This window comes from Flavobacterium sp. UBA4197, from assembly GCF_002379575.1.
In the GTDB taxonomy this organism is placed as follows: domain Bacteria; phylum Bacteroidota; class Bacteroidia; order Flavobacteriales; family Flavobacteriaceae; genus Flavobacterium; species Flavobacterium inviolabile.
Genome location: NZ_DFUB01000023.1, coordinates 56,511 through 76,607 on the forward strand (window position 1 = coordinate 56,511; position 20,097 = coordinate 76,607).

Here is a 20,097-nt window from a genome sequence, read left to right on the forward strand (position 1 = left end):
TTTTAAGTAATGGACGATAATTTTTCACCAAGAGTTAAGGATGTAATAAGCTATAGTAAAGAAGAAGCTTTACGATTAGGGCATGACTTTATCGGCACTGAACACTTAATGTTAGGAATTTTAAGAGACGGTAACGGAACCGCAATCAATATACTGAATAATCTCTCCGTAGATTTAGAGCATTTACGCAGAAAAGTAGAAGTATTAAGCCCTGCAAATCCCAGTACCGATCGTAGTAATGAGAAAAAAAACCTGCATTTAACGCGTCAGGCGGAACGTGCTTTACGTACCACTTTTTTAGAAGCTAAAGTTTTCCAGAGTACTTCAATCAGTACCGCTCATTTACTGTTGTGTATTCTCCGAAACGAGAATGACCCGACAACGAAGCTTTTAAACAAATTAAAAATTGACTACGAAATAGTTAAAGAACAATTTATTGCTATGACATCAAACGAAGAAGATTACCTAGATAACCTGCCTAAAGCGGAGTCATTTAATGACGATTCCGGACAAGATGACAGTATGCGTGACACAGGTTTTAATAATCCTGGCACCGGCAAAGCAAATAAAAAATCAAAAACGCCTGTTTTAGATAACTTTGGTCGTGATCTGACCGAATTGGCAGAAGAAGGAAAATTAGACCCGGTTGTGGGACGTGAAAAAGAAATTGAACGCGTTTCGCAAATCCTGAGTCGCCGTAAAAAAAATAACCCGCTTTTAATCGGAGAACCGGGCGTTGGTAAATCGGCTATAGCCGAAGGACTGGCGTTGCGTATCATCCAGAAAAAAGTTTCCAGAATCCTGTTTAACAAACGTGTTGTAACGCTTGATCTGGCCAGTCTGGTTGCCGGAACAAAATACAGAGGACAGTTTGAAGAGCGTATGAAAGCCGTGATGAACGAACTGGAAAAAAATGATGATATCATCCTTTTTATCGACGAGATTCACACAATCGTAGGTGCCGGTGGCGCTACCGGTTCGCTGGACGCTTCAAACATGTTCAAACCTGCTCTGGCACGTGGCGAAATCCAATGTATTGGTGCTACAACGCTTGACGAATACCGTCAGTATATCGAGAAAGACGGTGCTTTGGAAAGACGTTTTCAAAAAGTAATTGTGGAGCCTACTACCGTAGAGGAAACCATTACCATTTTGAACAACATCAAAAACAAATACGAAGACCATCACAATGTTATCTATACGCCGGAAGCTGTTGAAGCCTGCGTAAAGCTGACCAACCGTTATATGTCGGAACGTTTCCTTCCGGACAAAGCGATCGATGCTCTGGACGAAGCCGGTTCCCGTGTACACATTACCAATATTGACGTTCCAAAACAAATTCTGGACTTAGAACGTCAGTTGGAAGAAGTTCGTGAACTTAAAAATTCGGTTGTTAAAAAACAGAAATATGAAGAAGCAGCCAAACTTCGCGATGACGAAAAACGCATCGAAAAAGACCTTGCTGTAGCTCAGGAGCAATGGGAAGAAGATGCCAAAAACAACCGTATCGTTGTAACAGAAGACAACGTAGCCGATGTGGTATCCATGATGACCGGAATACCGGTAAACCGTATTGCCCAGACTGAAAGTAATAAATTAGCTCATTTACCGGAACTCATTAAAGGTAAGGTAATTGGACAGGATGAAGCTGTTTTAAAAATTGCAAAATCCATTCAAAGAAACCGTGCCGGATTAAAAGATCCGAACAAGCCAATCGGTTCGTTTATTTTCTTAGGTCAGACCGGTGTTGGTAAAACCCAGTTGGCCAAAGTTATTGCAAAAGAACTATTTGATTCTGAAGATGCTTTGGTTCGTATTGACATGAGTGAGTACATGGAGAAATTTGCGATCTCCAGATTAGTGGGAGCACCTCCGGGATACGTTGGTTATGAAGAAGGCGGACAGCTTACCGAAAAAGTAAGAAGAAAACCCTACTGTGTTGTTTTGCTTGATGAGATTGAAAAAGCCCATCCGGATGTATTCAACATGATGTTACAAGTACTGGATGATGGCCATTTAACCGATAGTTTAGGCCGTAAAATCGATTTCCGTAATACGATTATCATCATGACCTCAAACGTTGGTGCCCGTCAGTTAAAAGACTTCGGACAAGGTGTTGGTTTCGGAACTGCTTCGAAACAGGCTCAGGCAGACGAAAATTCAAAAGGAATTATCGAGAATGCACTGAAAAAAGCATTTGCTCCGGAATTTCTGAACAGAATTGATGATGTCGTAGTATTCAACACTCTTGAAAAAGAAGATATTGACAAAATTATCGATATTGAACTGGATAAATTATACGATAGAGTTGCCGATTTAGGATATAAATTAGCGCTATCGGAAAAAGCGAAAGATTTTATTGCCGAAAAAGGCTTCGACAAACAATTTGGAGCGCGTCCGTTAAAAAGAGCGATCCAGAAATATGTGGAAGATGCTTTAGCAGAAGAAATCATCACTTCCAAAATTCATGAAGGCGATGAGATTTTTATGGATCTCGACGAGAACACCCAGGAACTCACCGTTAGCATTAAGAAAGCTGAAAAACCTACTAATTAAGTAGGTTTTTTCTTTTTTTAGGCAAAAGTGTTTGGCATTTCAAAAAAAGTAGTACATTAGAATTACTAATTAATAAATAGAGATGTTAGACAAAGTTATTGTAGGTAGCGAAGAATGGTGCTCATTCCCAGCACTTGGGATTCCAACTATTAAAGCTCGTGTAGATTCGGGAGCAAAAACTTCCGCACTTCACGCTACAAACATTACCCCTTTTGAGAGAAATGGGGAAAATTGGGTGAAGTTCGATATCAATCCGATTCAGAACAATATTAAAGCGGTAATTCACTGCCAGGCGCTTTTGGTAGACAAACGTGTTGTAAAAAGCTCCAGCGGATACCGTGAGCTGCGTTATGTAATCAGAACCCTGCTGGAAATCGGAGGAAGCGAATGGGAAGTTGAGCTAACACTAACAAACAGGGACTCAATGGGTTTCCGCATGCTGTTAGGACGTGAAGCGATGTCCGGCAGAATTTTGGTGGATCCGGAACAAAAATATTTGTTGGGACAGCCTACTCATGAAAAAATAAAAGAATACTATTATAGCGAAGAACCTTCAAAAAAAGGACTTCGTATTGGTTTATTGGCCAGTAATCCGGAATTATACAGTAACAAAAGAATCATTGAAGCCGGTGAAATGCGTGGTCATGAAATGCATTTCCTTAATTTAAAATACTGTTATATGAAACTGGATGCTACGGCTCCGGAAATTCACTACCGCGGTGGTCGCGTGCTAAACGATTTTGATGCCGTAATTCCGAGAATCCGTCCCAGTATGACCTACTACGGCTGCGCACTGACGCGTCAGTTTGAAGCCTTAAAGGTTTTCTGTCTTAACAATTCGGCGGCAATAAGCCAGTCCCGGGACAAACTATTTTCACTGCAATTATTACTGAATAACGGTGTGGACATCCCGACTACCGGCTTTGCCAATTCTCCGTTGGATACTAACGATTTAATTAAAATGGTTGGCGGTTCCCCGCTGATTGTCAAGTTATTGGAAGGTACTCAGGGAAAAGGTGTTGTACTGGCAGAAACCAAAAAAGCGGCAGAAAGTGTTATCAATGCTTTCAAGAGTTTAAATGCCAATATATTGGTTCAGGAATTTATTAAAGAAGCAAACGGTAAAGATTTACGCTTGTTTGTGGTAGACGGTAAAGTTGTGGCTGCCATGCAGCGGGAAGCCTTACCGGGAGAATTCAGAGCCAACATCCATTTGGGCGGAACCGCTTCGGTTGTAAAAGTAACTGCAGAGGAAAAACGCATTGCCATTAAAGCTGCCAAAGCCATGAACTTAAAAGTTGCCGGTGTGGATATTATCCGTTCTTCCAAAGGGCCTTTATTGCTGGAAGTTAACTCCTCGCCCGGCCTGGAAGGAATTGAAGGAGCAACACAAAAAGATATCGCAGGAGAAATGATCAAGGCCATTGAAAAGAATTTCAAATGGAAATAAACTAAGCAGCTGATGAATGCCTACCTGGATATAATCATAAGAAGTACCGCTGTATATTTATTTATGGTTATTGCCTTGCGTATTTTTGGCAAGAAGCAGTTATCCCAGCTCAATACGGCCGACGTTATCCTGATTTTACTCATCAGTAACTCGGTTCAGAATGCTATGGTAGGCAGTAATACCAGCCTTTTCGGAGGTCTGGCAGCAGCATTGGTTTTGTTTTTAGTCAACATGGCTTTTAAAAAGCTGATTTTCAAATACAAAAAGCTCGGTGATTTTTTACAGGACAAACCGGAAATATTGATCCATAACGGAAAGCTGGAGTTTGACACCCTGAGCAAATTGGGAATCTCGTCCGATGAACTCTATGAAGCCATACGCGAACACGGCCTGGAACGCTATAAAGATGTCAAACTGGCCATGCTGGAAATTGACGGTAACATCAGTGTTATTTCCGGTGACAGTACTCTAAAACAAACGCATCACAAACGGCGGATACACAAATCGTTACATTCCGAAAACTCTTAATTTCAATATATGAATAAAACCAGACTGGAAGCTTTTAGCGACGGCGTACTGGCCATCATCATCACCATTATGGTTCTGGAGATCAAAGTCCCGCATGGCGTTGATTTCAATTCGTTAAAACCCATTTTACCTGTTTTTCTAAGTTATATCCTGAGTTTTATTTATGTAGGGATTTACTGGAACAACCACCATCACATGATGCACACGGTAAAACAGGTATCCGGAGGGATTCTCTGGGCAAACCTGCACCTGCTGTTCTGGCTTTCCCTGATTCCGTTTGTAACGGCATGGATTGGTGAAAATCACTTTGCTCCTTTTCCGATGACCATGTATGGCGTCATTCTTTTAATGTGTGCTGTTGCCTATTTTATACTGCAGGCTTTAATCCTGAAAAAGCACGGACCGGATTCTGTGTTATCCAAAGCTATCGGAAAAGATATAAAAGGAAAGTTATCGCCTGTTTTTTACATACTGGGAATTATCGCCTCCAGTTTTAACGGTTTAATTGCCGGCGGATTTTATGTGCTGGTTGCCATAATGTGGCTCATTCCGGACAACCGGATTGAAAAGATCGTTGCCGAAAAAGAAGATTAAATCACTGTCAAACCCCTTGAAAATTACCTAACGTTTCACTATTAATATAAATTTCCATGGTACTACTTTCTAAAATAATTATCGGATTTATAGCCTTACTCCACCTTTATATTTTATGGCTGGAAATGTTTGCCTGGACAACCCGGGCAAAAAAAGTATTCAAAAGCGTACCGGCCGAAATGTTTGAAAAAACAAAACAGATGGCAGGAAACCAGGGCTTGTATAACGGCTTTTTAGCCGCCGGATTAATCTGGTCGTTATTGATTTGCGATGTCCAATGGAGCATGCATGTGGCAACCTTCTTTTTAGGCTGTGTTCTGGTAGCCGGACTTTATGGCGCCATGACCGTACAGAAATCGATACTGTATGTGCAAAGTGTTCCGGCGATTTTAGGCTTACTCAGTATCTATTTTTTAAAATAACAGCTATCCCTGTTTGTTCGTTAATTTATAGAGGAATCCTATTGTGTCAGCTTGTTTCGGGATATTATACCGGGCAGCGTTTGATGTTTTCCCTACTTTTATAGTAACTGCACCGGCAGGTAGGGCAATAAACATTTCTTCGTCGGTAGTATCATCTCCTATTGCCATTACAAAATCGTAATTGCTTTCTGCCGCCAGTCTTAACGCTTCGGTACCTTTATTGTATCCGCCAGGTTTCACCTCAATAATCTTATTTCCTTTCATTATTTGCAGGTTCTGTCTTGAACATGGATTGATCAGGTCATTTATTAACTGGGTGACACGAAGTTCAGCTAACCACACGTCTACGTCCCTGTAATGGAAAACCAAAGCCGCTTCTTTTATTTCCAGTTTTGAACGGGGTGTTTTCTTTACGGTGTGCTTCATGATAGTTATTATCTCGCTGTCCCATTCCATTTTTGTCGTTTTACCCTGCCATTCCCCCTGTTCTTTATAAAACATGCCGTGTTCGGCTGCTATGCCCAAAGGCAAATGTCCTAACCAGCTCTCCAGAGTTTGCCTGTTTCTGCCACTGCTAATGATAATCCGGTTTGCCGCGTCGCTGCTCATTTTTTCCAGCAGATGTAGTATTTCAGGTGTTGGATATGCCTTCATCGGGTTACTGTGAAACGCTGCTAATGTACCGTCATAATCCAAAATAATCAGCCGGTTCCGGGATTGCGTATAAGCCTGTCTGATTTCGTTAAAATGAACCTCTTGTATCACTTTCTGCTGCAGGCTTTTGTTTTTCTTTTTTACATGAGCCAGCTCTTCGATAAAATCTTTTGCCCATTGGCCTACATGCTGTACAGAAATAATTTCCTGCATATTGGAAATAGCAGTACTTTGCTCCTCCTCAGACATCTCCAAAGCTTGCAAAATCGCGCTTTCTATTTCTTTCAGATCGTTTGGGTTAACAATCAGGGCATCCGGCAATTCAATGGATGCTCCTGCCATTTCACTCAATATCAGCACTCCTTTTCCATCCCGTTTGGACGCCACATATTCTTTTGCAACCAGATTCATCCCGTCCCGGAACGGGTTTACCAGGCAGATGCTGGAAATATTGTATAAAGCAGCCAGTTCTTCAAACCGGAAAGAGCGGTAAAAATAATAAACCGGCCTCCAGTCTGCTGTTGAATATTGACCATTAACAGCACCAACTTTCCGGTCAATATCTTCTTTCAGTTTTGCATATATAGCAACATTATCACGCGAAGGCGCTACTATCATAACGAGAGATACCTTACCCTGGTACTGCGGGTTATTATTTAAAAATACTCAAAACTTTTTAAACGCATTAAAATCCCCTTGCTGTAATCCAACCTGTCAACTGACAATACAAGCTTACCATTTCCAAAATCTTTTTTAAGCTCTTCTGCACGCCGGCTGATGTCAGGATTAAGCAGCGCCGTATGAAACATTTCATAGTTAATTCCCATCGGAAATGCATCTACATCGACTATCCTGTCGTGCAGGTAGATCTCGTCCAAATGACAATCCAGCTTCATAACCCGGTAAATAGTACTGATAAAATGACGCATATAGCCATGCGTGTGGAATGCTATAAGGTCGGCCCCCAACAGTCCACTGAGTATTTCGGCTCTTTCAGGCAAACTCCGGAACAATTCGTAAGAAGGAAAAGGAATATGGTGAAAATATCCGATACTTATGTCGGTCATTTTTTCCCGGATCATTCGCGGCAACAGCATGAGCTGGTAATCCTGTACCCAAATCGTATCGCCAGTAGCAATCACCTCTAATGCTTTTTCACAAAACAGGGCATTCACCTCTTTATAGGCATCCCAGTAGTCATTCTGATACCGGACATTACTAAAAAAATAATGAAAAAGCGGCCATATAACACTGTTGCTGTAACCTTCATAATAATTTTCGATTTGATCGGGCGTCAGGTAAACCGGATGGTAATTCAACAACTCTAATTCCCGATCGATTTTCTTTCTTTCCCCTGGTTCTTCAATGTACAGCCCCGGCCAGCCAATCCAATGTGTTTCCATTGTCGTTTCCAGCGAACTCAGCCCTGTTGTAAGTCCTCCGGTACTCGGAACGATTCTGTACCCCTTTTCTTCTTCGACTACTTTTAACGGCAGCCTGTTGGATATGATCACTAATTTCATAAGAATATATAATTTGTATCGGTTGCTATCCCAATAAGTAAAAGCAATTATAACCTCGTTATTCTTTGATTAGCGCATCTGTCTGCAAACAGAAAATATTTAGCATCGCCTAAGCAAACTGAATTAAAAATAGTCAACATTTATTTCGGATAAACACCGATAAAAAAGACAGCTCCCTCCGGGGGTGATTTAAAAAAAAGTAGATTTAATAAAAGAAAACAAGGCTGTTTTCAAAACACTGTATTCACAAATATAGGGCTTTAGGAGCAATAACGAAAATAAAACATCATTTCAGCTGTTCCCGTCAGACAGATATGAAGTGTCATTTTTGTGTAAATGCGACTACCGTTTTGATACCATAACTGGTATTTCGTAAAACAAAAAAAAGACTTCCAATGGAAGTCTTTTTCATTTATCAGCTATTGGCTTATTCAAAAACCACTTCGTCCATCTGGAAGCTGTTTAAGAAAGCAACCGATTTTTCAATGTCATAATGTAAGATACGGTCTTCATGAACAAGCGGCACTTCTTCTCTGTAGGATTTCAGGAACATTTCGATAAAATCACTTGATTTTAAAGGTCTTCTGAATGCTACTGCCTGGGAAGCATTCATCAATTCAATGGCAAGGATACGCTCTAAATTTTCCATAATTTTTAAAGCCTTCGTTGCTGCATTTGCTCCCATACTCACGTGGTCTTCCTGACCGTTTGAAGAAACAATACTGTCAATACTGGCCGGAGTAGCATATTGCTTGTTCTGGCTTACAATACTCGCCGCGGTATATTGCGGAATCATGAATCCGGAATTTAATCCCGGGTCGCTCACTAAAAATGCCGGTAATCCTCTCAAACCGGAAATTAACTGATAAGTACGTCTTTCAGAAATACTTCCCAGTTCTGCCAAAGCTATTCCCAGGAAATCCAGGGCTAAAGCCAAAGGCTGTCCGTGGAAATTTCCTCCGGAGATGATCTCATCACTTTCAATAAAGATATTCGGATTATCGGTAACGGAGTTGATTTCCGTTTTAAATACTTTTTTCACATAGTCGATAGCATCCTTGGAAGCACCGTGCACCTGTGGAATACAACGGAACGAATACGGATCCTGTACATGTTTTTTAGGCTGTGCAATGATTTCGCTGTCTTCCAGTAATTCCTGGAAACGTTTTGCGGTATTGATCTGCCCTTTGTGCGGACGAACCAAATGGATCAGCTCATTAAACGGTTCGATTCTTCCGTCAAATCCTTCTAACGAGATGGCTCCGATAACATCGGCTAAATAGGAATATTTGCTTGCTTTCAGCAATACATAGCTTCCGTAAGCACTCATAAACTGTGTTCCGTTCAATAATGCCAGCCCTTCTTTAGATTGTAAAACAATAGGTTCCCAACCCATTTTTTCCAATACCTTTTTCGCCGGTTGGCGGAAGCCGTCAGCAAATACTTCTCCTTCTCCCAATAACGGTAAAGACAAGTGTGCCAATGGTGCCAGATCGCCGGAAGCGCCCAAAGAACCCTGCGAATAAATAACCGGTAAAATATCGTGGTTATAAAAGTCAATAAGTCTTTCTACCGTTTGCAGCTGCACTCCGGAATGTCCGAAACTCAAAGACTTAATTTTTAACAGCAACATGATTTTCACAATTTCATACGGTACTTCATCACCGGTACCACAAGCATGCGATTTCACTAAATTTTCCTGTAATCTGGATAAGTTTTCATTCGAAATTTTCACATCACACAAAGATCCGAAACCGGTATTAATTCCATAAATAGGTTCGTTGTGTGTTTGCATTTTATTATCCAAATAAGCTCTGCATTTTTCAATATTAAGACGGGCTTCTTCCGATAAGGCAAGGGTTTTATGCTCTGTAATTATTTCTTGTAGTAACTCCAATGAAATCACGTCGGAGCTTATATAATGTACTGTATCCATTTTATTGTATAAATTAATTCCTCAAAATTCCGCAAATTACGGGTAAAAAACAAGACATATTATTAGTATTTGGTATAATTGAATTATTAATCACAATTCTTATATTTGAGCAACTAAAATTCAAACAACTAAAAACCTGTTTAACATGAAGAAAGTAATTTATTTACTACTGGTAATTGTTTTTGCTTCTTTCGCCGGTCCGAAAGAAACCATTACCTTATCGGGTAAAATCAGTAATGCTGATGAAAACAAAATCAGAATCAGAGGAGAAGCCTTTGAAAAGGAAATCACCTTAAAACCCGACGGATCTTTTTCGGAGAGTTTTCCAATTGACTACAGCGGTACCTATACTCTGGGCACCAAAAACAACCGTATTGCCTTATATCTGGCCAAAGGTACCAAGCTGGCAATTAATGCCGACGATAAGAACTTCACCACTACCCTGGCTTTTTCCGGAAACGGCAGTGTTGAAAACCAGTATATCGCTAAAAAGAATGAAATTGTAAACAAGGCACTGGGCGATCCGCAAGCTTTTTACAGCCAGGATGAAAACACATTCCTGACCAAAAATTCCGAATTAAAAAAGACGGTTTTAGAGTTATACAACAAAACAAAGTTCAGTGATGCTGCTTTTAAAACCAGCGAACTAAAAAACATCAATTATTTTGAGCAGCTTTTAAATGCCAACTATGCTCCTTACCACGCGCATTATACAAAAAAAGAAGATTTTAAAGTATCGGCAGGCTTCCCTCTTTTTGACGAAAAGACAAACCTGGATAGTGAAGAAGACTTCTTGTTTTCAAATCCTTACAAACAGATTGTAGCAGCTAAATTCCGTGGGAAAATAATGGAACAGTTAGGTGAAGATGCCGATTACACTTCAAAAGTAGCCCTGCCGGAAATCAAAAAAATCAAGAGCCCGAGCATTAAAAACAGTTTACTGCAAAACTTAGGTTATGAGGTTGGAGCCGGAAATCCGGATGCCGAAAACCTGTATAAAGAATTAATGGCGTTATCAACTAACCAGAAATTCAAAGATGAATTAACGACCAAGTTTAATAAGATCAAAACACTAACTGTTGGAAAACCGTCGCCGAAATTCAACTACGAGAACCATAAAGGCGGAAAAACATCCTTAGACCAGTTAGCCGGAAAATATGTGTATATCGATGTATGGGCAACCTGGTGCGGACCGTGTCGTAAAGAAATCCCTTTTTTACAGGAAGTGGAAAAACAATATCACGGTAAAAACATTGAATTTGTAAGCCTTTCCATTGATGCTAAAAAAGACCATGAAAAATGGAAAAATTTAGTGAATGAAAAAAGCTTAGGCGGTATTCAGCTGTTTGCCGATAACGACTGGAACTCTCAATTCGTAAAAGATTATGCTATTGAAGGTATTCCAAGATTTATTTTAGTAGATACTAAAGGAAATATCGTAACGGCCGATGCTCCGCGCCCATCCGATCCGAAACTGGTTGAACTGTTTCGTTCCTTAGGGATTTAATAAAAAAGCGCTTCGAAAATGAAGCGCTTTTTTTATATAGGATATATGAGGTAAGAAGTGTGAATTATGAAATTAGAAGTACGAGGGGTGATATGGGATTTGCGAGGTGTTCTCTGAATATTTTTACCAAACTAAAAAAATATTTTTCATAAGTAAGCGAACATTCATTTATTAATATTACTTTTGTTCCGATAAAATGAAAGACTATGCGAACACGTGATACTAATAAAGAAGACCTGGTAAAGCAAAAAGCTATAGAAATGCTTGCCGATAAAGGGATTGAAGGCTTTAGTATGAATCGTCTGGCTAAAGAAAGTAATGTTTCGGTGGCAACACTGTATATCTACTATACCGACAAAGACGATCTGATAAAAAAAATCGGTGTGGAAATCGGGCAAAAATTCTTCGCTGCCATGATGAACGGATTCGTACCCGATATGCACTTTGTAGACGGGCTCCGGAAGCAATGGGAAAACAGGGCCGATTTCATGATAAACCACATGGCAGAAATGGGTTGTTTGGAAATACTGCAAAACTCCTCCTATGGCGAATATATCATTCAGGAAAGTGTAAAGGATTTCAGAACCATAATGACTGATTTTTTTACCAATGCTGTAGCAAAAAAACAAATGATACCCGTTTCAAAAGATGTATTCTGGAGCATTGCCTACGGGCCGCTATATTCGTTGCTCCGCTTTCATAACAGGGGTAAAAGTATGGGCGGCATGCCTTTTACACTGACCAACGAAATCCGCGATGAAACATTTGAACTGGTTATTAAAGCACTAACACCATAAAAGTATTGTTATGAAACTGCAAAACATATTCATATTTGCGACCAATATCAAAAAAAAAAAAAAAACAAAATCCGTAAAATTTTAAACGCCCATATAGCGATAACCGCCTGGAGCATTGACCAGGATGATATTGATTGCGTCTTAAGAATAGTAACCGATACGTTAACGGTATCACAGATAATAGCACTTATTAACGTTCATCATTATGAGTGTAAAGAATTAATATAAAATGAACAATCAGACACCAACAATACCGTTTACCGGCTATCAGAAATTTGTAGTTTTCTTATTAGCCATCACCCAATTTACCGTTGTACTGGATTTTATGGTAATGTCGCCTTTGGGAGATATTATGATGAAAACATTAAGCATCAGCCCTTCCCAATTTGGTGTGGCGGTATCTGCCTATGCCTTTAGTGCAGGGATTTCCGGACTTCTTACAGCAGGTTTTGCCGACCGGTTTGACCGTAAAAAACTCCTGTTATTTTTCTATATCGGTTTTGCAACAGGAACCCTGTTTTGCGCATTAGCGCCAACGTTCCCGCTACTGGTAATTGCCCGGATTGTCACCGGAATATTCGGTGGGGTAATCGGTTCTATTTCTATGGCAATAGTAGCCGACCTGTTCAGCCTGCAACAGCGCGGGAAAGTAATGGGTTTTGTTCAAATGGGCTTTGGCGCAAGCCAGGTTTTGGGTATCCCGATCGGTTTATACATCGCCAATAAATGGGGCTGGCATATTCCGTTTTTATGGATAGCCGTAATGGCGGGTATTATTGCGCTTACCCTGTTCCTGAAACTAAAACCCATCAACGAACACCTTTCATTGCAAAGAGATAAAACCGCTTTCCAGCATTTGCTGCATACAATAGCTAAAAAAAATTATAGAATCGGTTTTCTGTCAACAGCCCTCCTATCCATTGGCGGCTTTATGATGATGCCTTTTGGCAGCGCATTTGCCATTAACAATTTAAAAGTAACACAAGAACAATTACCGCTTATTTTCCTGGTTTCCGGTATTGCTACACTAATTTCAATGCCTTTTATCGGAAAATGGAGTGATAAAATCAGTAAATTCAAATTATTTGCTGCGGCTACTAGCTGCGCTATCATAATCATTAATATTTATGCCCATTTTTCGGCAACACCATTTTGGCTGGTCCTGACAATGAATGTATTGATGATGGTGGCAATAATGAGCCGGATGGTGCCGTCCATTGCGCTCACCTCGGCCATTCCACAGGCACAGGACAGAGGGGCTTTTATGAGCATCAATGCGTCATTACAGCAAATGGCAGGTGGTTTCGGAGCCATGCTCGCAGGAGTTATTATTGTACAAAAAGACAATTTTACCCCTTTACAGCATTATGATACACTAGCCATGATAGCCTCAACCATTATGCTATTCACCATTTATATGGTATACAGGGTAAACAAATTAGTTTTAAAAAAGTAAATGAGTGGACTATAAACTGATCAATCCGCCTCAGTCAATTGCCGCCTTTGTTGAAAGTTTCTGGATGCTGCACAATCCTTCGGACGAAAACAAAGAGGTCATTGTATTGCCCGATGGCAGGATTGATTTGTTTTTTTCAGTATCGGCAACCGAACCGTTCCATATCACCCTTTTAGGGCTGGAAACCCAACCGTCTTATGCCACTATTGAGCCGCAAACGCTCACCTTTGCCATCAGCTTTAAGCCGCTTGCAGCAGAATATCTGCTACAGCAAACGGTATCGGGCCTATTGGATACCGCCATCCGTTTACTGGCCGGCTTTTGGGATTTTAATGCCGGTGATCTAAACAGTTTTGAACATTTTTGCCAAAAGGCAGTCCATACAATACAGGAACGTATCCCTGAAAATATTGACGAAAGAAAAATAAAACTTTTCGATCTGATGTATGCTTCAAACGGAGCACTATCGGTAAAAGAATTTTCAGAAAAAGTATATTGGAGCGGCCGGCAGATTAACCGCTATTTTAACAGGCAATACGGTATCTCTTTAAAAACCTATTGCAATATTCTCCGGTTCAGGGCTTCCTTTGACCATATCAAAAAGGGCAAACTGTTTCCCGAGCAGGATTTTTTCGACCAGCCGCATTTTATACGAACCGTAAAAAAACTAACCGGTGTTTCTCCTAAAGAACTACGCCACAATCAAAACGACCGATTTATACAATTTTCAACGCTCACCGGAAAATAACTTTGTTCCGTAATTAAAAAGATACGGAAATGAATCTTAAAGACAAACAAATTGCGATAATCGGCGGTGGTCCGGGCGGACTAACGCTGGCAAGACTTTTACAGCAGGGAGGCTGTAAGGTAACCGTTTATGAACGGGATCTGAACAAAAATGCCAGAGTACAGGGCGCCAATCTGGATTTGCATGAAGAATCCGGTTTGGCAGCACTTCGAAAAGCTGGTTTAATGGCTGCTTTTTATGCCAACCATTTACCGGATGCCGGAAAATTAAGAATAACAGATCATCACGGTACCATTTGCCTGGACGATCATCAGGAAGGTAGTATAGCAGAAAACCGACCTGAAATTGACAGAGGTCCGCTTCGGAAAATATTACTGGAATCACTACAGAACGATACCGTGGTCTGGGACAGCCGGTTCCTTTCGATGGAAAAAGCAAATGACGGATGGTGGTTACACTTCCACAACAAAGAAAACGTTTATGCCGATATTGTTATTGGTGCAGACGGTGCGAATTCCAAGATCAGACCCTATTTAAGTGCTATAAAACCGATATATTCCGGCGTTACCATCATTGAAGGCAACATTTATGAGGCAGAAAAAAGTACTCCGAAACTCTTCAACCTGTTAAAAGGAGGTAAATTATTTGCATTAGGAAACGAACAGTCCCTGATTCTTAGTACAAAAGGTGACGGAAGCATTGCTTTTTATACCGGTGAAAAAGTAGATAAAAATTGGGTAACGGAGAGCAACATCAATTTTAAAAACATCCCGGAAGTAAAAAACTGGTTCGTTAAAAGCTTCCCCGATTGGGACGTGATGTGGCACGAATTATTTACCGCAGAAAAAATAACCATTATACCACGGCCTTTATTCCATTATCCGTCCAGCCAGCATTGGGAACCGCAAAGCAATCTTACGATCATTGGAGATGCTGCACACAGAATGCCGCCTTATGCCGGTGAAGGTGTTAACATGGCAATGCTGGATGCGCTGGAACTGAGCGAGATCCTGCTCGATGATAAATCCGGTGATACCAAAGTGGCTTTTAGCACATACGAAACAAAAATGCTGAAAAGAGCTGCTGAAGTAACTGCAATGACCATGGTCAATACCGTTGCACTCCACAGTTCCGATGCTTTACAGTATATTCTGGAAATGTTCCGCAGTTTCGATCAGCAGGCATAGCAACCTGATCAGGGAACCGGTATTTTCGGTTCCCTGATTAGCTATCAATTATTCTAAAATGGTTTTTAATATAAAGTCAGAAATGCTTTTCCGAGATTGTCAATACAGTCCGATGCGGTAAAAGCATGATACCCCACATCCGACAAAGCAATATCTGCCGTCAGCCCGTGTACATATACACCCACTATTGCCGCATCAAGAGGTTCGTAGGATTGTGCCAGCAGGCCGGTAATAATTCCGGTCAGCACATCACCGCTGCCACCTGTAGCCAGAGACTGATTTCCGGTGCTGTTTTCAAAAAGGGCATCGTGATACACAATCACCGTTGGCGCACCTTTTACCACCACTACCAGATCGTATTCTTTAGAAAAAGTCTTCACTTTTTTTATTTTTCCGGCATCGTCATGCCATTCTCCGATAAGCCGTTCCAGCTCTTTTTTATGCGGGGTCAGTATCGTTTTGGGCGGTAACAGTTCCAGCCATTCTTTATTTTCAGAAAGTATATTCAGTCCGTCGGCATCCACTATCAAAGGAGCTTTGTTGAGTTTTAAAAAGTGAAAAAATGCCTGCTGGGTTTCCGAATGCAGCCCCATTCCTACTCCAATGCCTATTGCCCGGAAATCGACTGCCTTGTCGATGGCTGTTAAATGTGTCGGATAATCATCGGTAATGACCATGACTTCCGGAATTATCGTCTGCACGATATCATAACCGCATTTGGGAATATATGCCGTAACCAATCCGGCTCCGGATTTCAAACAGGCTTTAGCCGACAGTGCCGGAGCACCGATCTTGCCATAACTGCCGCCCACAATCAAAGCGTGACCCTGCAGCCCTTTATGCGCAAATTTATCAATCGGTTTAAATCGCTTTAGAATTTCGTTCTTATCTGTTCGCATCAAATTTTCCATTATTTCCGATTTTAAAGACTTCTATAAATTTACAACTATTTCTGCATAGTCCCTTTATCATCGCTGCTAATCCTGCCTTTATATTACAGTATTATTAACAGCGAAATATGGTCCTAACTTAAAGATAGGCAGCCTATTGTTTTTTAGGCCTTCCGTTTTCAAATACTACCGCTGCAAGCAATTTGCCGTTATCATCATAATGATTAAAAATGCCATTGCCGTTTTTAAGCGTACCCGGATCTAATTTGTTACCGTTTTTATCATGGCGTTCCAAAACCTCCATTAGCCTGTTATCGGCCATTATCGCTTTTATGGTAACGATTCCGTTTTCAAAATAGGTCGTGTGCTCTCCAGTAATGGAATTACCCTTCAGGAAACCGTCTTCTTTTACTTTGCCGCTTTCATAATACGTTATATATTTTCTTTCCGGTTTGCCAATTATGTAAAACTCTTCCGTTTTAATTTTTCCGTTATGATAGTATTCGGTATACTTACCCGTTTTAATTCCTTTGTCATAATGCTGAACCGTGTACTTTTTACCGTCATCAAAATACACTATAAATTCACCATCCGGTTTGCCATCCGCATAATTGGACACCAATTTTTTCTTCCCGTCTTCATAATATGCCATGCTTTTTCCGTGCCGGATGCCATTGCTGTAGTTTTCTAAAAATCTTACATTGCCGTTTTTATAATAGATCCGCCAGGTACCGGTTTCCTTCCCTTTATCATATTCCCCTTTTTTCCATAGCTTTTGGTCATCATAAAAATAGGTCCATAACCCCGTTTTCTGATTATCCTGATAACTTCCCTTCCCGCTTTTTTCGTCTGTATACGACAGCTCATCCACCGTTATGGGCGTTGGGGAATGACTTTGCGTGTTTTCCTGGGCATATAGCACACCTGTTAATAACAAACAGGCTAAGAGGTAACTGTTTTTAAGCATTTTGTTTTGGTAATAATTGCTGTGAGAACGCAATTATACACAACTTTACAGAGATGGCAAAACAAAAATCTTCGTTATTTTTTCATATAAATCAATGATTGCAATGCTGTTGCCAAAATACATCCGGTGAATTTATACCGGCAGCTTGCCATTTTAAAACAAAAAATAATTATATTTGTTTTAATGTTAAGCAACAATAGCAAATATTACCCTCTTGCTACAACCGTAACTGTATCGGTTGCAACTGCCGTTGCTACAACATCTACAACTACAACAACTACCCCTTTAGGGGTATAATCATTACATATAATCCATTGTGTGCACTTGTTATTTTTAACAAGACGGCTTAGTTGTTTCTCTTAACAACCCTTTCCCTTATATTTTTAATCGTATTCATTTGTAAAACAACAGATGGATCCAAAAAGATAATCCTATGAAAGTCTTAAAATTTGGCGGCACTTCGGTAGCCAATGCCCAGAATATCATACAGTCCATTTCCATTATTAAACAAAAAAGCGGTAAAAAAGTTGTTGTAGTATCCGCTTTGGGCGGTATAACCGATGCTTTAGTTGAAGCGATAAACAAAGCGAAACATAAAGATCCCGAATATAAAAATATGCTTATAGCAATAAAAGACAGGCATTTCAGTACTGTTGAAGCGCTGTTGCCTGAGGAAAACAAAGACGTAATAAACCAATACATTACAGCGGCTTTTGCCCATATCGCTTCGCTTTTGGAAGGTTGTTTCCTGTTAGGGGAATTGTCAGACAAAACAACCGATACCATACTCGCCTACGGAGAATTGCTTTCTTCCCGTATTATTTATGAGAAGCTAAAACAACTGCCTGGTAAAGTCGCTTATGCAGACAGCCGCGAGCTTATTAAAACCGATGCCAACTTTGGCAATGCCCATGTAAATTTTGAAACTACCGATTTCTTAATCCAGTATTTCTTTGATAAAAACCAGGCAGAAATTACAATATTACCCGGATTTATAGCAGAAGCCTATAACGGTCTGACCACTACTTTGGGACGTGGCGGTTCTGATTATACTGCTGCTATTATTGCTGCTGCGCTCGATGCGGAACAATTGGAAATCTGGACTGATGTGAGCGGCATGTTTACTGCCAATCCCAGAATTGTCAAACAAGCCAGGCCAATTCCGGACATCAGCTATAAAGAAGCAATGGAATTATCCCATTTCGGAGCCAAAGTATTGTATGCCCCAACCATTCAGCCGGTTTTAAACAAACATATCCCGATTCACATTAAGAATACTTTTGCCCCGGAAGAGTACGGCACTGTTATCCACAATGAAGTCGTTCCAAATAAGGATTCCATCAGAGGCATCAGCCATATTGATAATATTGCGCTGATCACTCTGGAAGGTTCCGGGCTTATTGGTGTTTCCGGTGCGTCCAAACGTTTTTTCGGCGCGGTTGCCAAAGAGCAGGTCAACATTATTTTTATCACACAGGCATCCTCGGAACATTCCATTTGCATTGGTATTTCAGAACAAAATGCTTCCAGGGCAAAACGGGCTATTGATATGGAATTTCAATACGAGATCAAACAGCTGAAAATCAAACCTTCCTGTATTGAAAACAACCTCAGTATTATTGCCCTGGTGGGCGAAAACATGAAAAACCACCAGGGTTTAAGCGGCAGGATGTTTAGTACTTTAGGCAAAAACAATGTGAATATCCGGGCGATCGCACAGGGAGCTTCCGAACGCAATATTTCGGTGGTTATCCAGCAAAAAGATGTCAAAAAAGCATTGAACACACTGCACGAGCGATTCTTTGAAGACAACATCAGGCAGCTGAACCTTTTTATCAGCGGTGTGGGAAATGTAGGCGGAAAATTTATCGATCAGATCAACCAGCAGAAAAAATACCTGAAAGACAATTTAAAACTGAATGTCAGGGTTATTGCTATTTCCAATTCCAGAAAAATGTATTTTGACGACGAAGGAATTGCCCTGAACAACTGGAAAGAACACCTGGAAGCCGGAGAAGCCAACAATACCGAAGCTTTTATTGCCAATGTGGAAAAACTGAACCTGCGCAACAGCATCTTTATTGACAATACGGCCAATGCGCATATTGCCGGCATATACGACCGCTTTTTAAAGCAGAATGTGGCTGTGGTAACCTGTAATAAAATTGCCTGTTCATCGGAATATGAGCACTATCAGCACCTGAAATCGCTGTCTAAAAAGTACAATGCTCCTTTCCTGTATGAAACAAATGTCGGAGCCGGTCTGCCCATTATTGACACCTTAAAGAATTTAATTATTTCCGGTGATAAAATCAATAAAATTCAGGCAGTTTTATCGGGTAGTTTAAACTTTATCTTTAACAACTTTAATAAAGACAACAGCTTCCACGATATTGTAAATCAGGCACAGCAGGAAGGCTATACCGAACCGGATCCGAAGATCGATTTAAGCGGAATTGATGTCATGCGGAAAATATTGATCCTAATCCGGGAAAGCGGTTACCAGATGGAAATTGACGACATTCATAACCAGTCCTTTTTACCGGAAGATGCTCTGACAGCAACAACTGTTCCCGGCTTTTTGGAATCCCTGCAGGCCAATGCCGTCCATTTTAAAAATCTCTATCTGGATGCCGCCCAAAAAGAATGCCGCTTAAAATATGTGGCACAATTTGAAAACGGCAAAGCATCCGTAGGCTTGCAATGCATCGCTAAAGAACATCCTTTTTATAACCTGGAAGGGAAAGACAATATCGTGTTGTTTTATACCAACCGTTATTCCGAACAGCCGCTGCTGATAAAAGGTGCCGGTGCCGGAGCGGCTGTAACTGCTTCCGGAATATTTGCAGATGTAATTCGAATTGGCAACGTTTAAATCCCGA

At 40.6% G+C, this 20,097-nt stretch carries 15 protein-coding genes and 1 pseudogene; 11 read left to right on the forward strand and 5 right to left on the reverse strand.

Annotated elements, in window-relative coordinates:
- The first annotated feature begins 9 nt into the window (after positions 1-9).
- The 5 genes from B3394_RS13670 (at position 10) to B3394_RS13690 (ending at position 5,550) form a co-directional block, all read left to right on the forward strand.
- Positions 10-2,556, forward strand: coding sequence for an ATP-dependent Clp protease ATP-binding subunit (locus B3394_RS13670; protein ID WP_286925608.1), 2,547 nt, complete (start codon positions 10-12; stop codon positions 2,554-2,556).
- An 82-nt stretch (positions 2,557-2,638) separates the two neighbouring features.
- Positions 2,639-4,006: a 30S ribosomal protein S6--L-glutamate ligase gene (gene rimK / locus B3394_RS13675; RefSeq protein WP_177734316.1), complete on the forward strand. Its 1,368-nt coding sequence runs from the start codon at positions 2,639-2,641 to the stop codon at positions 4,004-4,006.
- A 12-nt stretch (positions 4,007-4,018) separates the two neighbouring features.
- On the forward strand, positions 4,019-4,534 hold the full coding sequence (locus B3394_RS13680) for a DUF421 domain-containing protein (RefSeq protein WP_273247060.1): 516 nt from the start codon (positions 4,019-4,021) through the stop codon (positions 4,532-4,534).
- A 9-nt stretch (positions 4,535-4,543) separates the two neighbouring features.
- Positions 4,544-5,128, forward strand: a complete 585-nt coding sequence (locus tag B3394_RS13685; protein WP_286925609.1) for a TMEM175 family protein — start codon at positions 4,544-4,546, stop codon at positions 5,126-5,128.
- 56 nt (positions 5,129-5,184) lie between these two features.
- The gene (locus B3394_RS13690) at positions 5,185-5,550 is read left to right on the forward strand and encodes a DUF1304 domain-containing protein (protein ID WP_177734313.1); all 366 of its coding nucleotides are present in this window, start codon (positions 5,185-5,187) and stop codon (positions 5,548-5,550) included.
- Between the two features lie 3 nt (positions 5,551-5,553).
- Here B3394_RS13690 and otsB read toward each other — a convergent pair whose 3' ends face one another.
- The 3 genes and pseudogenes from otsB to hutH form a co-directional block, all read right to left on the reverse strand.
- Positions 5,554-6,417: a trehalose-phosphatase gene (gene otsB / locus B3394_RS13695; protein ID WP_414654273.1), complete on the reverse strand. Its 864-nt coding sequence runs from the start codon at positions 6,415-6,417 to the stop codon at positions 5,554-5,556.
- Positions 6,412-7,727 (reverse strand): annotated as a pseudogene (locus B3394_RS13700) (bifunctional alpha,alpha-trehalose-phosphate synthase (UDP-forming)/trehalose-phosphatase); the annotation flags it as partial. The gene otsB and the pseudogene B3394_RS13700, both read right to left, overlap by 6 nt.
- Before the next feature lie 427 nt (positions 7,728-8,154).
- Complete coding sequence (hutH, locus tag B3394_RS13705; protein ID WP_286925612.1) at positions 8,155-9,663, reverse strand: histidine ammonia-lyase; 1,509 nt, start codon at positions 9,661-9,663, stop codon at positions 8,155-8,157.
- Positions 9,664-9,808: 145 nt separating this feature from the next.
- Here hutH and B3394_RS13710 point away from each other — a divergent pair, with 145 nt between their 5' ends.
- The 5 genes from B3394_RS13710 (at position 9,809) to B3394_RS13730 (ending at position 15,358) form a co-directional block, all read left to right on the forward strand.
- Positions 9,809-11,170 (forward strand): redoxin family protein, encoded by a 1,362-nt coding sequence (locus tag B3394_RS13710; RefSeq protein ID WP_177734309.1) that lies wholly within the window; start codon positions 9,809-9,811, stop codon positions 11,168-11,170.
- Positions 11,171-11,376: 206 nt separating this feature from the next.
- The gene (locus B3394_RS13715) at positions 11,377-11,967 is read left to right on the forward strand and encodes a TetR/AcrR family transcriptional regulator (RefSeq protein ID WP_177734308.1); all 591 of its coding nucleotides are present in this window, start codon (positions 11,377-11,379) and stop codon (positions 11,965-11,967) included.
- Between the two features lie 229 nt (positions 11,968-12,196).
- A complete protein-coding gene (locus B3394_RS13720) occupies positions 12,197-13,423 on the forward strand; it encodes an MFS transporter (protein WP_286925613.1) in 1,227 nt (408 codons plus the stop codon).
- A 4-nt stretch (positions 13,424-13,427) separates the two neighbouring features.
- A complete protein-coding gene (locus tag B3394_RS13725; protein ID WP_286925614.1) occupies positions 13,428-14,171 on the forward strand; it encodes a helix-turn-helix domain-containing protein in 744 nt (247 codons plus the stop codon).
- 29 nt (positions 14,172-14,200) lie between these two features.
- Positions 14,201-15,358, forward strand: a complete 1,158-nt coding sequence (locus B3394_RS13730; protein ID WP_286925615.1) for an FAD-dependent oxidoreductase — start codon at positions 14,201-14,203, stop codon at positions 15,356-15,358.
- A gap of 65 nt (positions 15,359-15,423) precedes the next feature.
- Here B3394_RS13730 and B3394_RS13735 read toward each other — a convergent pair whose 3' ends face one another.
- Both B3394_RS13735 and B3394_RS13740 read right to left on the reverse strand, forming a co-directional pair.
- The gene (locus B3394_RS13735; protein ID WP_286925616.1) at positions 15,424-16,269 is read right to left on the reverse strand and encodes an NAD(P)H-hydrate dehydratase; all 846 of its coding nucleotides are present in this window, start codon (positions 16,267-16,269) and stop codon (positions 15,424-15,426) included.
- Between the two features lie 133 nt (positions 16,270-16,402).
- The gene (locus B3394_RS13740; RefSeq protein WP_286925617.1) at positions 16,403-17,215 is read right to left on the reverse strand and encodes a toxin-antitoxin system YwqK family antitoxin; all 813 of its coding nucleotides are present in this window, start codon (positions 17,213-17,215) and stop codon (positions 16,403-16,405) included.
- A gap of 433 nt (positions 17,216-17,648) precedes the next feature.
- On the opposite strand from B3394_RS13740, the gene thrA reads away from it, so the two are divergent.
- Positions 17,649-20,090, forward strand: coding sequence for a bifunctional aspartate kinase/homoserine dehydrogenase I (thrA, locus tag B3394_RS13745; RefSeq protein WP_286925618.1), 2,442 nt, complete (start codon positions 17,649-17,651; stop codon positions 20,088-20,090).
- The last annotated feature ends 7 nt before the right edge of the window (positions 20,091-20,097 follow it).

What these genes read in the sequence shown, in the direction of transcription:
- thrA (WP_286925618.1), top strand. Translation starts at nt 17,649, where the DNA reads ATGAAAGTCTTAAAATTTGGCGGCACTTCGGTAGCCAATGCCCAGAAT.
- otsB (WP_414654273.1), bottom strand. Translation starts at nt 6,417, where the DNA reads ATGCAGGAAATTATTTCTGTACAGCATGTAGGCCAATGGGCAAAAGAT.
- B3394_RS13685 (WP_286925609.1), top strand. Translation starts at nt 4,544, where the DNA reads ATGAATAAAACCAGACTGGAAGCTTTTAGCGACGGCGTACTGGCCATC.
- B3394_RS13735 (WP_286925616.1), bottom strand. Translation starts at nt 16,269, where the DNA reads ATGGAAAATTTGATGCGAACAGATAAGAACGAAATTCTAAAGCGATTT.
- hutH (WP_286925612.1), bottom strand. Translation starts at nt 9,663, where the DNA reads ATGGATACAGTACATTATATAAGCTCCGACGTGATTTCATTGGAGTTA.
- B3394_RS13670 (WP_286925608.1), top strand. Translation starts at nt 10, where the DNA reads ATGGACGATAATTTTTCACCAAGAGTTAAGGATGTAATAAGCTATAGT.
- B3394_RS13715 (WP_177734308.1), top strand. Translation starts at nt 11,377, where the DNA reads ATGCGAACACGTGATACTAATAAAGAAGACCTGGTAAAGCAAAAAGCT.
- rimK (WP_177734316.1), top strand. Translation starts at nt 2,639, where the DNA reads ATGTTAGACAAAGTTATTGTAGGTAGCGAAGAATGGTGCTCATTCCCA.
- B3394_RS13680 (WP_273247060.1), top strand. Translation starts at nt 4,019, where the DNA reads ATGAATGCCTACCTGGATATAATCATAAGAAGTACCGCTGTATATTTA.
- B3394_RS13730 (WP_286925615.1), top strand. Translation starts at nt 14,201, where the DNA reads ATGAATCTTAAAGACAAACAAATTGCGATAATCGGCGGTGGTCCGGGC.
- B3394_RS13690 (WP_177734313.1), top strand. Translation starts at nt 5,185, where the DNA reads ATGGTACTACTTTCTAAAATAATTATCGGATTTATAGCCTTACTCCAC.
- B3394_RS13720 (WP_286925613.1), top strand. Translation starts at nt 12,197, where the DNA reads ATGAACAATCAGACACCAACAATACCGTTTACCGGCTATCAGAAATTT.
- B3394_RS13710 (WP_177734309.1), top strand. Translation starts at nt 9,809, where the DNA reads ATGAAGAAAGTAATTTATTTACTACTGGTAATTGTTTTTGCTTCTTTC.
- B3394_RS13740 (WP_286925617.1), bottom strand. Translation starts at nt 17,215, where the DNA reads ATGCTTAAAAACAGTTACCTCTTAGCCTGTTTGTTATTAACAGGTGTG.